This is a genomic window from Mycobacterium sp. IDR2000157661, assembly GCF_022317005.1.
Classification (GTDB): domain Bacteria; phylum Actinomycetota; class Actinomycetes; order Mycobacteriales; family Mycobacteriaceae; genus Mycobacterium.
Genome location: NZ_CP081006.1, coordinates 4,631,156 through 4,646,425, shown reverse-complemented (window position 1 = coordinate 4,646,425; position 15,270 = coordinate 4,631,156). Strand labels below are relative to the sequence as shown.

At 69.6% G+C, this 15,270-nt stretch carries 13 protein-coding genes; 11 read left to right on the top strand and 2 right to left on the bottom strand.

The annotated features are described in order from the left end of the window. The first annotated feature begins 499 nt into the window (after positions 1 to 499). The 8 genes from K3G64_RS23845 (at position 500) to K3G64_RS23810 (ending at position 8,920) form a co-directional block, all read left to right on the top strand. Entirely contained in the window at positions 500 to 829 is a 330-nt protein-coding gene (locus K3G64_RS23845) for an ArsR/SmtB family transcription factor (RefSeq protein WP_238887891.1), read from the top strand. A gap of 77 nt (positions 830 to 906) precedes the next feature. Beyond that, on the top strand, positions 907 to 3,738 hold the full coding sequence (locus K3G64_RS23840; protein ID WP_238887889.1) for a BTAD domain-containing putative transcriptional regulator: 2,832 nt from the start codon (positions 907 to 909) through the stop codon (positions 3,736 to 3,738). A gap of 116 nt (positions 3,739 to 3,854) precedes the next feature. After that, positions 3,855 to 5,327 carry a hypothetical protein gene (locus K3G64_RS25580; protein ID WP_305071267.1) on the top strand — a complete coding sequence of 491 codons (1,473 nt, stop codon included), beginning with the start codon at positions 3,855 to 3,857 and terminating at the stop codon, positions 5,325 to 5,327. A 93-nt stretch (positions 5,328 to 5,420) separates the two neighbouring features. Then, complete coding sequence (locus tag K3G64_RS23830) at positions 5,421 to 6,257, top strand: class I SAM-dependent methyltransferase (RefSeq protein ID WP_238887882.1); 837 nt, start codon at positions 5,421 to 5,423, stop codon at positions 6,255 to 6,257. Positions 6,258 to 6,352: 95 nt separating this feature from the next. Next, the gene (locus K3G64_RS23825) at positions 6,353 to 7,030 is read left to right on the top strand and encodes an energy-coupling factor ABC transporter permease (RefSeq protein WP_370647254.1); all 678 of its coding nucleotides are present in this window, start codon (positions 6,353 to 6,355) and stop codon (positions 7,028 to 7,030) included. Next, a complete protein-coding gene (locus K3G64_RS23820; protein ID WP_238887880.1) occupies positions 7,027 to 7,416 on the top strand; it encodes a PDGLE domain-containing protein in 390 nt (129 codons plus the stop codon). Before K3G64_RS23825 ends, K3G64_RS23820 begins: the two co-directional genes overlap by 4 nt. 2 nt (positions 7,417 to 7,418) lie before the next feature. Then, positions 7,419 to 8,192 carry a cobalt ECF transporter T component CbiQ gene (gene cbiQ / locus K3G64_RS23815; protein WP_238887878.1) on the top strand — a complete coding sequence of 258 codons (774 nt, stop codon included), beginning with the start codon at positions 7,419 to 7,421 and terminating at the stop codon, positions 8,190 to 8,192. Continuing rightward, complete coding sequence (locus K3G64_RS23810; protein ID WP_238887877.1) at positions 8,189 to 8,920, top strand: energy-coupling factor ABC transporter ATP-binding protein; 732 nt, start codon at positions 8,189 to 8,191, stop codon at positions 8,918 to 8,920. The genes cbiQ and K3G64_RS23810 overlap by 4 nt, the downstream gene beginning before the upstream one ends. Before the next feature lie 15 nt (positions 8,921 to 8,935). Here K3G64_RS23810 and mtr read toward each other — a convergent pair whose 3' ends face one another. Then, positions 8,936 to 10,351, bottom strand: coding sequence for a mycothione reductase (mtr, locus tag K3G64_RS23805; protein ID WP_238887875.1), 1,416 nt, complete (start codon positions 10,349 to 10,351; stop codon positions 8,936 to 8,938). A 4-nt stretch (positions 10,352 to 10,355) separates the two neighbouring features. Then, positions 10,356 to 11,366: an alpha/beta hydrolase gene (locus K3G64_RS23800; protein WP_238887874.1), complete on the bottom strand. Its 1,011-nt coding sequence runs from the start codon at positions 11,364 to 11,366 to the stop codon at positions 10,356 to 10,358. 139 nt (positions 11,367 to 11,505) lie between these two features. Between K3G64_RS23800 and mqo the strand changes: the two genes are divergently transcribed. The 3 genes from mqo to K3G64_RS23785 are packed head-to-tail and all read left to right on the top strand — an operon-like array spanning position 11,506 to position 15,256. Beyond that, positions 11,506 to 12,993 (top strand): malate dehydrogenase (quinone), encoded by a 1,488-nt coding sequence (mqo, locus tag K3G64_RS23795; RefSeq protein ID WP_238887872.1) that lies wholly within the window; start codon positions 11,506 to 11,508, stop codon positions 12,991 to 12,993. Further along, positions 12,990 to 13,436: a GNAT family N-acetyltransferase gene (locus K3G64_RS23790; RefSeq protein ID WP_238887871.1), complete on the top strand. Its 447-nt coding sequence runs from the start codon at positions 12,990 to 12,992 to the stop codon at positions 13,434 to 13,436. Before mqo ends, K3G64_RS23790 begins: the two co-directional genes overlap by 4 nt. After that, positions 13,433 to 15,256: a magnesium chelatase subunit D family protein gene (locus K3G64_RS23785; protein WP_238887869.1), complete on the top strand. Its 1,824-nt coding sequence runs from the start codon at positions 13,433 to 13,435 to the stop codon at positions 15,254 to 15,256. Before K3G64_RS23790 ends, K3G64_RS23785 begins: the two co-directional genes overlap by 4 nt. The last annotated feature ends 14 nt before the right edge of the window (positions 15,257 to 15,270 follow it).

Sequence of the window (15,270 nt, the reverse complement as noted above, 5' to 3'; positions counted from 1 at the left end):
GCGGCGCCGGGGAACTGGCGGGCTTCGATCTTCTGCGCACCGCCGTCGTCCCCGAGGATGGAGTACGTCAGGCCCGAGTATCCTTTCTCACCGCACGTACCGGTGTTGATGTTGTTGATATAGCCCTGCGCGTCGGCCTGTTCCATCGGGTAGGCACCGTTGACCACGACGATGTAGTTGGCAGCGTTGGTCGGGTCGTCGACGATGTCGATCGTGGCGCCGGTTGGCTTGGGCGCTGCCGCCGCCAGGGTCGGTTCAGCGGCCAGGCCGACGGCGGCGAGTGCGGCGGCGCCGCCGATGAGCGCTGCGATGGTGTTGCGTGGGTTCATTTTCGATCCTTCGTTCGTGAGCCGCTGTGGGCTCAGCTGATGACGTGTCGAAGCCTGCGACGAGGACGTTCGAGGTCGATGACGAGATCGTGAAATGAGCAGTCTGCGCACAACGCCACGGTGGGTGCCGCGTGCCCCCGCGTCGTGCGCTTCCTCGCTAAACTGCGCGCATGGCCCGGCCCGGCGATCATGTTCACGCGAGGGGCGTTACCTCGGCGTTGACAGACGTCGACACTGCGAGCTGGTCTCAACGTTTCGACCTGTTGTCAGATCCCCACCGGCTCGAGATTCTCCTGGTTCTCCACCGTGCCCCGGGTATCTGCGTCGGCGATCTCGCCAGTGCGCTGGGCCGGTCAGAAAATGCTGTCTCGCAGGCACTCCGAGTGCTACGCCAGCAGGGCTGGGTGACCTCCTCTCGGGCCGGCCGTGCGGTCAGCTACCGCTTGGAGGACGAGATCGTGCACGACCTTCTGCACTGGATCGGTGCCCGCCACGGCTGAGCGGACGGCCACAGTGAGTGCCGCCGGACCGCGGCCGTTTCGTGGACACACCGCGTCCACTGGTGAACGCTGGACCCGTGGCGGTGGAATTCCGGCTGCTCGGTGACGTCGAGGCCTGCCTAGACGGGCAGCGTCTCGAGATAGGCCACGCGCGGCAGCGTTGTGTCCTGGTCGCGCTGCTGGTCGACGTCAACCACTCGGTGACGACGCATCAGCTCATCGACCGGGTGTGGGCCGATGCGCCCCCGCACAATGCACGTAACGCGCTGGCGGCCTATGTATCTCGACTGCGGACGCTGTTCGGGGATGTCGAGATACTCCGCCGGTCCGGCGGGTACCAGCTGTCTACCGACGCATCCGCAATCGACCTGCACCGGTTCCGCCGACTGGTGTCGAGCGCGCGCGACGCGGGTGATCCCGCCGAGGCCGCGTCGCTGTTCGACGAGGCCCTGCAGCTGTGGCGCGGCGTCCCACTGGCCCCGCTGGACACCCCCTGGGTCGACGAGCTTCGTCATTCGCTGGAGCTCGAGCATTTCTCGGTGTCGCTCGACCGCAACGACGCCGCGCTGGCCGCGGGCCGCCACAACCAGATCATCGCGGGTCTGACGGCTACGCTTGCCGCCTACCCGCTCGACGAGCGCTTGGCCGCCCAGCTGATGCTCGCGCAGTACCGCAGCGGTCGGCAGGCCGAGGCGCTGCAGACCTTCCGGCAGATACGTGACCGGCTCGTCGAGGAACTGGGGGTGGATCCTGGCCGGGCGCTCCGCGATGCCCATCAGCGGATCCTCGAGGCCGACCCGGACGGCCCGTCGACCCCCGCCGCTGCACCGCCTCTCCGGCAGCGGCCCGCCGCTGCTCTGCCGCGCCGATTGACGACCTTCATCGGGCGCCGCAAGGAACTGGAGCGGATCGACGCTGGATTGGCCGACGGTCCACTTGTGACCCTGACCGGAGTCGGCGGCGTCGGCAAGACCCGACTGGCTCTCGAGGCCGCAGCGCGCCTGGACCGGCGATTCAGCGACGGCGTGTACGTCTGCGAGCTGGCACCGCTCAACGACGCCGACGCGGTGGGGCATGCGATCGCCGCAGCGCTGCGCCTGCAGCAGCGCCAAGGGCTCGACATCGAAGCGACCGTCATCGAGTACTTGGGCGCTCGTGAGGTGCTGCTGATCGTTGACAACTGCGAACATCTGCTGGAGGCCGCCGCGGCGCTCATCGACCGGATCGTCAGGCATTGTCCGCGGGTGACCGTGTTGGCCACCAGCCGTGAGGCGTTGGGTGTACTCGGCGAGCGTCTCGTCGCGGTGCCTCCGTTGAGCCTGCACGATGCCGCCGTGCTGTTCACCGACCGCGCCCGCGCCGGGCGGCCCGACTTCGACCCGGACAGCGAGCCGGTCGGGGCGGTGGCCGAGATCTGCAGGCAGCTCGACGGCATACCGCTGGCGATCGAACTCGCGGCCGCCAAGATTCGCGTCATGAGCAGCCTGGATGTCGCCCGTCGGCTGGACAGTCTGCGTCTGCTCAGGGGCGGTGCCCGGGGCGCAGCGCCCCGCCAGCAGAGTCTTTCCGCGACGATCGATTGGTCCTACCGGCTCCTTTCGCCCTCGGAGCAGGCGCTGTTCGCGCGGCTGACGGTCTTCGCGGGCGGGTTCGATCTGGAGGCCGCGCACGGAGTGTGCGGTGATGACGATGCGACGGAGGACGACACGCTCGATCTGCTCACCGGCCTGGTCGACAAGTCGATGGTCACGGTGCGCGGCGGCACGGACCGCACTCGCTACGTGGTGCTGGAGACGCTGCGAGCCTACGGGCGAGAGCGGTTGCGGGAGTGGGGAATCGAATCGCAAATCGACGGTAGGCACGCGGCTTACTTCGTCGCGCTGGCCCAGGCCGCGGCCGTCGGTATGCACACCGCCGAGGAGAAGGCGTGGGTGGACCGGATACTGCCCGACTACGACAACCTGCGGACCGCAGTCGAATACGCCGTGGCGGTCGGCGACGTCGAATCCGCGGTGCGGCTGGTCACTTCGCTGCCCGAGACCGTCCACCTGCGCATCGGTTTCGAGACGTCGGCATGGGCCGAGCGGGTGCTCGAGGCCGTTTCGCCGCAACACCCACTGTTCGCCGCGACCGTCGGTTTCGCCGCTCGCGGTGCATGGAACCGCGGGGACCAGTTTCGGGCCAGAGCGCTGGCCTCGCTCGCGGGTGGTCGCCGCCCCGGCCGCGGCACCGGCCGGGTGGCCTACCCGGGCGACGTGCTCGCCGATGTGGCCCTCTACGACGGGGATCCGGCCACCGCGCTCGCCCACTACGAGTCCGAGATGGGGCGCGCCCGCGCCGACGACGACCCGATCCGGCTGGTCTGGACGCTGTTCTACGTCGCGATCTGTCACGCTGCGCTGCGCATCCCCGAGGCGGGACACGCTGCAGCGCAGGAGGCGGTGCGGGTCGCCGACGCCACAGACAACCCGACGGCGCGGTCGATGGCGCGCTATGCGCTGGGTCTGGTGCTCAAGAAGTCCGACCCGGCCACTGCCTTGGCGCTGTTCGACGAGGCGGCCGCGCTTGCGGCGGACGTTCAGAATTTCTGGTGGCACGGAATCGCGCTGATGGAGGCGGCGTCGACACGCGCCGTAGCTGGCGACCCAGCGTGCGCGGCAAGGGATCTGGTTGTCGTGCTGGACCATTGGGACAAGGTGGGGGACTGGAGCCAGCAGTGGCTCAATCTCCGCTACATCACGCGATTCTTGATCCGCATCGGTGCGACGGAGGACGCGATGGTCTTGCACCGGGCCCTGGTCGGTGCGGGCCGACAGTCGCCGGTCGAAGTCCCTGACAGCCCTGACGCAGCCGCCGTCAGCGGTGTCGAAGCCGTCGCCCACGCTCGAGAGGTGTTGCTGGGGGTCTGAGCCGTATAGCTCTCTAGCTGTGGATTTCAGAAGTCCTTCAGCCCTGTGACACCACCTCGGACGACGGTCGGGTCATTGACCAACCGGGGTTGTCCCCTTGATCTACGGAGCTGACCATGAACCGCTATCCCGCTATCGGGCGTGTCGGAGCGCTCGCCCTTGTCCTCGGTGTCGGCGGCGTCGTCGTCCCGGCGGCCGCGACCCCGACCACGGCCGAGCAGGCCGCAACCGCCCAAGCGGTGACGGCGCAGGACGTCGGGCAATCGAGCACACTCGTCGCTCTGACTGCGAGACCCGTTGCTGCACCGAAGAAGACCGCCGTGTTCACCGTGTACTCCGCTGCCCCGGCCCCGTCCGCGAGGTCGGGTGCTCACTCGCACCGTGTCGGCGGTGCGTCGGACCGCCACCGCGTCGCAGCGACTGTCGCTGCCGACGAAACCGCCTCGCCGCTGCGGATCCTGACGGGATCTCCCACCCGGCGGACGACTACGCCGATCGCGACGCCGCTGGGGGCGGCCGCCGTGGCTCACCGCGACATTGGTTCCGGTGCCGCATCACCGATCGCCGGCCTGCAACCGGTCGCCGGAACGGACTTCCTGACGGCGCTGGTGGCGGTGTTCGTCAGCAACGGTGACGAGCCCGGCGAGAATGGTGGCCTGCTGATCGGCAACGGCGCGCCGGGCGCACCCGGCCAGGCCGGTGGCCGGGGCGGTCTGTTGTTCGGCAATGGTGGCCGAGGCGGTGACGGGCTGGCGGGTCAGAAAGGCGGCAACGGCGGTGACGCCGGCCTGTTCGGTATCGGCGGCGCGGGCGGCAACGGCGGCAACGCGGGCGGCGTCGCCCCGACTGCGGCAGGCGGCGGCAGCGGTGGCCGCGGCGGTCTGCTGTTCGGTCACGGCGGGGACGGCGGTATGGGTGGCGTCGCCGACGGCCAGTCCGGCACCGCCACGGGAGGCAAGGGCGGCGACGGCGGCGACGCCGGCGTCTTCGGGCATGCCGGCAACGGGGGCCGCGGCGGAAACGCCTTCACTGCCAAAGGCACGGCCCTCGGCGGTGATGCGGGCGCCGGCGGGACCGCGGTCTTCGGCGTCGGCGGCAACGGCGGAGAGGGCGGATACGCGATCAGCAACGACGGCGCGAGTGTCGGCGGCACCGGCGGGGACGGTGGCGACTCCGTCGTCTCCGGAGCCGGCGGCAACGGCGGTGCGGGCGGCACAGTGAACGGAACGAAAGACGTCAGCTACGGCGGCGAGGGCGGTGCCGGCGGCGACGGTGGCGTGCTCGGCGGCGAGGGCGGCCGCGGCGGTGCGGGCGGCAACGCGGCGAGCTCTGGCAGCACCACGGTGTCCGGTTCGGCGCAGGGCGGCCACGGCGGCGCCGGGGGCGCCGGCGGATTCAACTCCGACGGCGGCGACGGCGGCACGGGCGGCACCGGCCGGGTAGCCACCGGCAAGACCGGCAACGGCAACGGCGGCAGCGGCGGCCAGGGTGGCGATGCGGGTGCCGGCGGCCAGGGCGGCACGGGCGGCGCCGGCGGGACAGGCACCACCAGCGCGGGCAGCAGTGGTTCCGATGGCAGTGATGGATGAGCCTACGAGGCGATTTCACGGTCCCCGAACGACTGCCGAAAGGCAGACAACCACCCTGCGAAGTATCACCATGACAACGAAGGAGTTTCCGAAATGACAATTACCGACCTCGAAGCCGACCGGGCGCTCAAGGCCAAGCACCGCGCCCTGTGGGCCTCCGGCGACTACCCGGCCGTCGCGGCCGACCTCATTCCCACCCTCGGAATCGAACTCGTGCGCGCCTGCGCCATCGAACCGGGTGACCGGGTGCTCGACGTCGCCGCCGGCTCAGGTAACGCCGCCATCCCGGCCGCAGCGGCCGGGGCCGCCGTCACGGCCAGCGACTTGACGCCGGAGCTGTTCGACGCCGGCCGTCGCCTCGCCGCCGAGCGCGGTGTGGAACTCGAGTGGGTCGAGGCCGACGCGGAGGCGTTGCCGTTCGCCGACGACGGCTTCGACGTCGTGCTGTCCTGTGTCGGCGTGATGTTCGCCCCGCACCATCAGGCGACCGCCGACGAGCTGGTCCGGGTGGTCCGGCCCGGTGGGACGATCGCGCTGATCAACTGGACGCCAGAGGGCTTCATCGGCAATCTCTTCAAGACCATGAAGCCGTACGCGCCGCCCCCGCCGCCCGGGGCCAGCGCGCCACCGTTGTGGGGCAGTGAAGACCACGTCCGCGAGCTCTTCGCCGACCGCGTCGCCGACCTCACGATGCGGCGGCAGACGGTGCGCTTCGACCGCAGTCCGAGCCCGGTCGAGTTTCGGGAGTACTGGAAGCGCAATTACGGGCCGACCATCGCCGCGTACCGGTTCAACCAGGACCGGCCGGACCGGCTGGCCGCCCTGGATGAGGACTTCCTGCGCTTCCTCGTCGACTGGAACCGCGCCGGCGAACCGGGTCGGACGGAATACGACGCGGAGTACCTGCTGGTGACGGCGACCAAGCGCTGACCTGCCGGCCCCCGGGCGCGCATGACCATCTGTTCACCTAGACAGATATCGAGGTTCGGCTCTAGGGTCGGGTGGTGACCTACGAGTACGTCGCCATGCACATGAGCGACGGGATCATCAACGCTCCGACGTCCGTGGTCTTCGGCGTCGTCGCCGTCGTCGCCGTCGCCTTGTGTGCGGCCAAGGCGCGCGACGAACTCGACGAACGCACGGTCCCGCTGGCCGGTCTCGTCGCGGCGTTCATCTTCGCCGTGCAGATGGTCAACTTCCCGATCCTGCCCGGGGTGAGCGGTCACCTGCTGGGCGGTGCGCTGGCCGCGATACTGGTCGGCCCGTACACCGGCGCGCTGTGCATCTCGATCGTGCTGGTGGTGCAGGCGCTGCTGTTCGCCGACGGCGGCGTCACCGCGCTGGGCACCAACATCGTCAACATGGCGGTGATCGGCGTCGCGGCCGGCTACGGGACGGCGGCGCTGCTGTACGCGGTGGCCCGCAGGCGCGGGAAGCCGCCGGTGGCGGGACTGGGCGTCATCGCGTTCGTTGCCGCCGTGATCGGGACGATATGCGCGGCAATGGGTTTCGTTCTCGAATACGCGATCGGGGGCGCAGCTTCCACGTCGGTGGGCGCGGTGGCCGGCTACATGTTCGGCACGCACGTGCTAATCGGCGTCGGGGAGGGACTGATCACCGCCGTGACGGTGATGGCCGTCGCCAAGTCAAGACCCGACCTGGTCTACCTGCTGCGCAGCGTCCGCGAGGAGGTATCCGCATGAGCACCGGATCGCGTCGGCTGTTCTGGATCGGGTTCACCGTCGTCATCCTGCTGATCGCCGGTGGGGTGTCGTACTTCGCGAGCTCGAGCCCCGACGGGCTGGACTCGGCCACGCTGCAGGGCTGTGAGGTGGTCGAGACACCAGGGGGTGAAGAACTGGCAGGCAGCTGCATCGCCCAGCACTCCGAGGAGCACGCGCTGGCCGCCTCCCCGCTGGCCGACTATGCGGTGGGTGGCCGTGACGGCACCGGCGGTGTCGCCGGAATCGCCGGGGTGCTGGCCACCGCGGCCGTTGCCGGTGCGTTGTTCTGGCTGATCGCCGCCGGCCGGCGGGCCGGCGGATCGGGCTCCGGCAGGCGGGCCGACCAGAACACGGGCCGAACATAGCCATGGGCGCAGGCGCCCACCCGCTCTACCGCCACGACCATTCGCTGGTGCACCGCGCACCAGGCGAGGTGAAGATCGTCTGCCTGCTGGTGTTCGTGCTGGCGGTCGTGGCGACGCCTAGGGAGATGTTCTGGCCCTACACCGTCTACGCCGTGATCATCGTCGTCGTCTGGCGGCTGGCGCGGATTCCGCTGCGCTGGGTCTTGCCCCGAATGCTCATCGAGGCGCCCTTCGTGGTGCTTGCCGTCCTCCTGCCGTTCGCCGACGGGGGTGAAAGCATCGATGTTGCGGGAGTGCAACTTTCGGTCACCGGACTGTGGGCCGCCTGGGGCATCGTCGTCAAGGGCACACTCGGGGTGGCGGCGGCGCTGACGGTCGCCGCCACCACGTCGACCACCGAATTACCCACCGCGCTGGCCCGCCTCGGCACTCCGGCGATGGTCACCTCGGTGCTGGTGTTGATGCTGCGCTACGTCGACCTGCTCGCCGCCGAGGCCGGACGGATGCGCATGGCACGCATCTCGCGGGGCGACTCACCGCGCGCGCTGCATCAGGCGAGTGCCATCGCGCGGGGGATCGGTGCGCTGTTCCTGCGCTCCTATGAGCGGGGCGAACGGGTCTACGTGGCGATGCTGTCGCGCGGATTCGACGGCGACGCACCGGATCTGGCTGTCATCGGCGCGCCGCCGCGGGCTGCGGCCGGGCAGTGGGCGCTGGTCATGATCCCGGCCGCCGCGGCGGTCGGCGTCGCCGCGTCGGCCTGGGTGCTGCGATGACGGCCATCGCAGTCGAGGCGGTGCGCTACGTCTATCCGGACGGCCGCGTCGCGCTCGACGGCGTCGATCTGGCCGTCGAACCCGGCGAGCGGATCGCGGTGCTGGGCCCCAACGGCGCGGGCAAGACGACGCTGATGCTGCACCTCAACGGGGTCCTCACCGCCACGTCGGGTGTCATCCGCATCGGTGATGTCACGCTCGACCGCGGCACCCTCAGAGACGTCCGCCGACGCGTCGGGCTGGTGTTTCAGGACCCCGACGATCAGTTGTTCATGCCGACGGTGGCCCAGGATGTCGCGTTCGGACCCGCGAACTTCGGTCTGCGCGGTGACGAGCTCGCGGCGCGGGTGCGCCACGCGCTCGAGGTGGTGTCGCTGACCGGCGACGCCGACCGCAGCCCGACCCACCTGTCGGCGGGACAGCGGCGGCGCGCGGCGCTGGCCACCGTGCTGGCCTGTGAGCCGGAGATCCTGGTGCTCGACGAGCCGTCGGCCAACCTCGACCCGGTGGCGCGCCGCGAACTCGCCGACACGCTGGCCGGACTGGACGCGACGATGCTGATCGTCACGCACGACCTGCCGTACGCCGCGCAGCTGTGCCGCCGGGCGGTGGTGATGGACAGCGGGGTGATCGTCGCCGACGGGCCGATCGCCGAGATCCTCGCCGACGCGGAACTGCTTGCCGCGCACCGGCTGGAGCTGCCGTGGGGTTTCTCGGTCGTCCCTTGACCGCGGACCGACGCGCTAATGCCGTCGCGACGGCGGCCACGCCGGTTCGCCGCACAGCGCCAGCAGCGCGTTCTCGATGACCTCAGGCAGCGCCGGATGAATCCAGTACTGCCCGCGGGCCATGTCCTGCGCGGGCAGACCGAAGGCCATCGCCTGGATGACCGGCTGGATCAGCGACGAGGCCTGGTGGCCCATGATGTGCGCACCGAGGATGAGACCGGACTCGTCGTCGACGATGATCTTGGCGATGCCCTCGGTCTCCTCCATCGCCCACCCGTAGGCGACGTCGCTGAAGTCCTGGATCTTGACCTTGATCGAATAGCCCTGTGCGCGGGCCTGGTTCTCGGTCAACCCCACGCTGGCGATCTGCGGCTCGGTGAACACCGCCCACGGCACGTGCCGGTGGTTGGACTGCACCAGCGCCTCGGTGTCGTCCCAGTCCTGCAGCAGGTTGTGCTTGACGACGCGGGCTTCGTGGTTGGCGACGTGCTTGAGCTGGTAGTCCGAGGACACGTCACCGAGCGCGAAAATGCCGCGCGCCGTGGTGCGTTGGAACTCGTCGACGACGACCTGGCCGCCGGCGGTGACCTTGACCCCGGCCTGTTCGGCGTCGAGCTGATCGCCGTTGGGCACCCGACCGGTGGCCACCAGCAGCGCGTCACCTCGCACCGTGGTCCCGTCGGTGCAGGTGATCTCGACTCCGTCGCCGACGGCCCGCGCGTCGGCCAGTTCCAGGTGGTTGCGGATCTCCCACTTCTTGGCGGCGATGTCGGTGAACCGCATCACGATGTCGTCGTCGTGCCCGCGCAGCAGGGCGCCGCCACGCAGCAACAGCGTCACACGGCTACCGAAAGACGAGAACACGTGGGCGAACTCGCAGGCGATGAATCCGCCGCCGATGATGATCAGGTGCTCGGGGATGTCGGCGATCCGCATGATGGTGTCGTTGGTGTGGTACGGCACTCCACATTCGGTGACGGCGTCGGGGACCACGGGGCGCGAACCCGCCGCGATGACCACCTGATCGGCGGTGAACTCCTCGCCTGCATCGGTGCGCAAGGTGTGGCGGCCGTCCGATCTCGTCGGCCCGAATCTGGTGTGGCCGGTGAATACCTCCACGTTGGGCGACGCGCGGCGGTAGTTCTCGCCGCCCATCGCCAGGGGATCGATGCGCCCGAAGACCCGCGACACGATGTCGGGCCAGCGGATGCCGTCGACACGGGCGTCGACGCCGTACCGCGTCGCCTCCTGAGCCTGGTGGGCCACCCCCGCCGCGTAGACGAACATCTTGGTCGGGATGCAGCCGACGTTGAGGCAGGTACCGCCGAAGACGCCCTGTTCGCAGATCGCCACCTTCTTGTCCACGTAGCGTTCGTCGAGGATGATGTTGCCCGATCCGGTGCCAATGATGGCAATGTCGAAGTGCGCCACGGTGTCAGCCTCCCCCGAATTGCTCGGATGCGTCGGACGTTTCGGTGATGTACCAGTCGAGCCAGCGGTCCAGTTCGCGGTACGCCGCCTGCCGCGGCGCGGTGACCGACAGGAACACATCGTGTTTGGCGTCGGCGACCGGAACGACGGTGGTGCGGTTCCCGATGCAACCCGCCCAGCGGGCGATCTGGTGGACGTCGAGCACCGCGTCACCGCGCTGGATCTGGTCCGGATTCCTCACTTCGCGCACACTGCGGTCCGAGCGCAGGATGAGGTTCGGCACGCCGACGTCCAAGCCACGGTGCAGTACCGCGTGACCGCGCCGGATCGCGTGGATCCAGCCGAGCGTGACCGGGAATCCGCCGACCGGTTTCCAGTTCAGGTCGTAGTCGAAGTCACCGTGGAAGTCGCGATGCAGGGTCGTGCCGTAGCCGCCCTCGGTCGGTGCGCGCACCACCATCCGCTTGCGAAACCGTGAAGCCGCCCGGATCGCGGCACCAGTCGGTGCGGTCCGCAGGATCGCGGGGCCCTGCAGGTCCAGCCACGGGCTGTTGAGTACCAGCCCCGTGACCCGCTTGCGCCGGGTCAGACCGCGGCGACGCAACCGATCCAGCCACAAGGAGACGATGAGCCCGCCCGCCGAGTGCCCGCACACCAGCACGTCGGCGGCAGCCTCGTCGGCGATCACGTCGAGCGCACGCTCGAGCTCGAGGTCGTAGCGCGTCAGGTCGGTGGTGAAGTGCGGAGTCTGCCCGTCGCGCCAGGAACGCCCGCATTTGTGCAGGTCGATTGCATAGACGGCGAACCCGCGCGCCCTGAGATGATCGTCGAGCTCGGTGTTGAAGAAATAGTCGGTGAACCCGTGCACGAGCAGGACCGCGCGTCGTGCCGACCGGTCGACCGTCTCCCGGCTCACCAGCGTGGCGACGAGATCACCCTCCCCGTCGGGATCCGTGCCGAGCGCCATCGTGTGCTTCCGGTATCCCGGCAGCACGTCCGCCTCCCATTCAGGCACGACAGCAACCCTAGTCGCCGCCGTCGACCGCGCCGGGCAACGAGCGAGCGCTGTCGGGATTGAGACGGTGCTTCGCGGGCTAACCTGACAGCGACCATGTCGGCGATGCGAAGGGCAATCGAGTTCCGTGTCTGAGGAAATGACGAAGACCGACGTCGTACTTGTTGGCGCGGGCATCATGAGCGCGACGCTCGGTGCCCTGCTGCGGCTGCTCGAGCCGGACTGGTCGATCACGCTCATCGAGCGGCTCGACGCCGCGGCCGCGGAGAGCAGCGACGCATGGAACAACGCGGGCACCGGGCACTCGGCGCTCTGCGAGCTGAACTACACCCCCCAGAAGCCCGACGGCAGCATCGACATCAGCAAGGCGGTCCGGGTCAACGAGCAATTCCAGGTGACGCGCCAGTTCTGGGCGTATGCGGTCCAGAACGGCGTCATCGCCGACCCCCGCAGCTTCCTCAACCCGATCCCGCATGTCAGCTTCGTGCACGGGGCGGAGAACGTGAAGTACCTGCGCAGTCGGTACGACGCGCTGTCGGCGAACCCGCTGTTCAGCTCGATGGAGTACATCGACGACGAGGACGAGTTCTCCCGGCGTCTGCCGCTGATGGCCGAGCAGCGTGACTTCTCCGATCCGGTGGCGCTGAACTGGACGCAGCAGGGCACCGACGTCGACTTCGGAGCGCTGTCGCGACAACTTATCGGTTACGTCGCCCAGCGCGGCATGATCACCCGGTTCGGTCACGAGGTGCGCAATCTGCGCAAGGAGTCCGACGGCTCGTGGACGTTGAAGGTGGCCAATCTGCGCACCGGACGCACCAGCAAGCTGCAAACCAAGTTCGTCTTCGTCGGCGCAGGCGGCGGGGCGTTGAACCTGCTGCAGAAGGCGGGCATGGCCGAAGCCAAGGGCTTCGGCGGCTTCCCGGTCAGCGGCAAGTTCCTGCGCTCCGACGTGTCGGCGCTGGCCGCGGGGCACCGGGCCAAGGTGTACGGCCAGCCGCCGGTGGGCGCACCGCCGATGTCGGTGCCGCACCTCGACGCCCGCGTGATCAACGGCAAGTCCTGGCTGCTGTTCGGGCCGTTCGCCGGTTGGTCGCCCAAGTTCCTCAGGCAGGGCGACGTCTTGGACCTACCGGAGTCGATCACATTGAACAACTTCGCGTCGCTGGTCAACGTGGCGCTCACCCAGTTCGGGCTGCTGAAGTATCTGGTCGGTCAGCTGATGCTCTCGGAGGCGGAACGCATCGACGCGCTGCGCGAATTCGTCCCAACCGCAAGGGAAGCCGACTGGGAACTCAATGTCGCCGGACAGCGGGTGCAGGTCATCTGCGGCAAGAGCGGCAAGGGAGTTCTCGATTTCGGGACCACCGTACTGACCGCCGACGACGGCACCATCGCCGGACTGCTCGGCGCGTCGCCGGGAGCGTCGACGGCGGTGCCCGCGATGTTCGACGTGCTGCAACGCTGTTTCCCGCAGCGCTACGACGCGTGGCTGCCCGAACTCAAGGAGATGGTGCCCTCGCTGGGGCGTGAACTGTCGTCCGAGCCGGCGCTCTTCGACGAGGTGTGGTCACACGGCACCCGGGTGCTGCGGCTCGACGAGCCGGCGGCGATAGCCGGTAGATGACGATCGCGCTGCGCCGCAGCTGGTCTCGAGACCTCGACGCCGCGATGCTCTACGAACTGCTCAAGCTGCGGGTCGAGGTCTTCGTCGTCGAGCAGGCCTGTCCGTATCCCGAACTCGACGGGCGCGACCTGCTCGCCGAGACGCGCCACTTCTGGCTGGAAACCCCTGGGGGCGAGGTCATCTCGACACTGCGCCTGATGGAGGAACACCCCGGCGGGCACAAGGGTTTCCGGATCGGACGGGTGTGCACCAAACGCGAGGCGCGCGGCCACGGGCACAGCACCCGGTTGCTACAGGCCGCGCTGGCCGAGGTGGGCGACTATCCCTGTCGGATCGACGCCCAGACCTACCTGTCGGGCATGTACGCCCGCCTCGGGTTCGTGGCGGACGGCGAGGAGTTCCTCGAGGACGGCGTTCCGCACGTCCCTATGCTGAAGCCGTGACCTATCCGTTCAGCGCGATCGTCGGGCACGACCGCCTGCGGCTGGCGCTGTTGCTGTGTGCGATCCGCCCCGACATCGGCGGCATCCTGATCCGCGGCGAGAAGGGCACCGCGAAGTCGACGGCCGTGCGCGGCTTGGCAGCGGTGCTGCATGCCGTCGACGGGGCGTCGCTGGTCGAACTGCCGATCGGCGCCACCGAGGACCGCGTCGTCGGCTCATTGGACCTGCAGAAGGTGCTGCGCGACGGCGAGCACGCGTTCTCCCCGGGCCTGCTGGCGCGCGCACACGGCGGCGTGCTCTACGTCGACGAGGTCAACCTGCTGCACGACCACCTCGTCGACGTACTGCTCGACGCCGCGGCCATGGGCCGGGTGCACGTCGAGCGTGACGGGGTGTCTCACAGCCACGACGCTCGCTTCGTGCTGATCGGCACGATGAACCCCGAGGAGGGCGAGTTGAGGCCGCAGCTGCTGGACCGGTTCGGGCTGACGGTCGATGTGCGCGCCTCCCGCGATGTCGACGTGCGCGTCGACGTGATCCGGCAGCGGATGGACTACGAGGCCGACCCCGCCCGTTTCGCCGAGCGTTACGTCGACGCCGATGCCGAGCTGGCGCGCCGGATCGCGGGCGCCCGATCGGCGGTGAGCTCGGTGTTGTTGCCCGACAGCGAATTACGTCGCATCGCGGCGCTGTGCGCGGCCTTCGATGTCGACGGGATGCGCGCCGACCTGGTGGTCGCCAGAACCGCTGTCGCCCATGCCGCCTGGCGCGGGGCCGACACGGTGACCGAGGACGACATCCGGGTCGCCGCGGAACTCGCGCTGCCACACCGCAGGCGCCGGGACCCGTTCGACGACCCCGGCCTGGATTCCGGCCAGCTGGACGAGGCGATGGCGCAGGCCGGAGAGTCCGCCGACGAGCAGGGCCCGCGACCCGATCCGCCCGACGGTGGTGGCGGGTCGTCCGAGACCGAGTCGAACGATGAGCGGCCGCGAGGGTCTTCGGGTGGCGCGACTCGCCCCAGTGCGCCGCCGTCGGCGGTGTTCCGGACCCGTTCGCTGGTGGTGCCGGGGGTGGGGGATGGTGCACCCGGTCGACGGTCGCGGGCCCGCAACCGCACGGGCAAGACCATCGCGGCGACCGCCGATCGCGAAACCGGGCACGGCGTGCACGTGTTCGGGACGGTGTTGGCGGCCGCCGAGCGTCAGCGCGGGCCCGGTCGACCGCGGCCGCAGCCCGTCGATGTGCGCGGTGCCATCCGCGAGGGCCGCGAAGGCAACCTGGTGATCTTCGTCGTCGACGCGTCGGGGTCGATGGCCGCACGGGACCGCATGTCCGCGGTGGGCGGGGCGACGCTCTCGCTGCTTCGCGACGCTTATCAACGCCGGGACAAGGTCGCCGTCGTCACGTTCCGCCAGCAGGAGGCCCGCCTGCTGTTGCCACCGACGTCGTCGGTGCACATCGCTTCGCGGCGGCTGGCCAGGTTCGACACCGGCGGCAAGACGCCGCTGGCGCAGGGCCTGCTGGCCGCCCGCGATGTGGTGGTGCGCGAGAAGGCGCGCGACCCCGCACGGCGCAGCCTGGTGGTGGTGCTCACCGACGGCCGCGCGACCGGTGGTCCCGATCCGCTCGGGCGGGCGCGGGAGGCCGCCGCGATGCTGGTCGCCGAGGGCGCGGCGGCGGTCGTCGTGGACTGCGAGACTTCCTATGTGCGCTTGGGGCTGGCGCAACAGCTGGCCGGTCAACTCGGTGCGCCTGCGGTGCGGCTGGCGCAGTTGCGGGCCGACAACCTGACCGCGGTCGTGCGCACCGCCGCCTGAACCGGACCCACGGG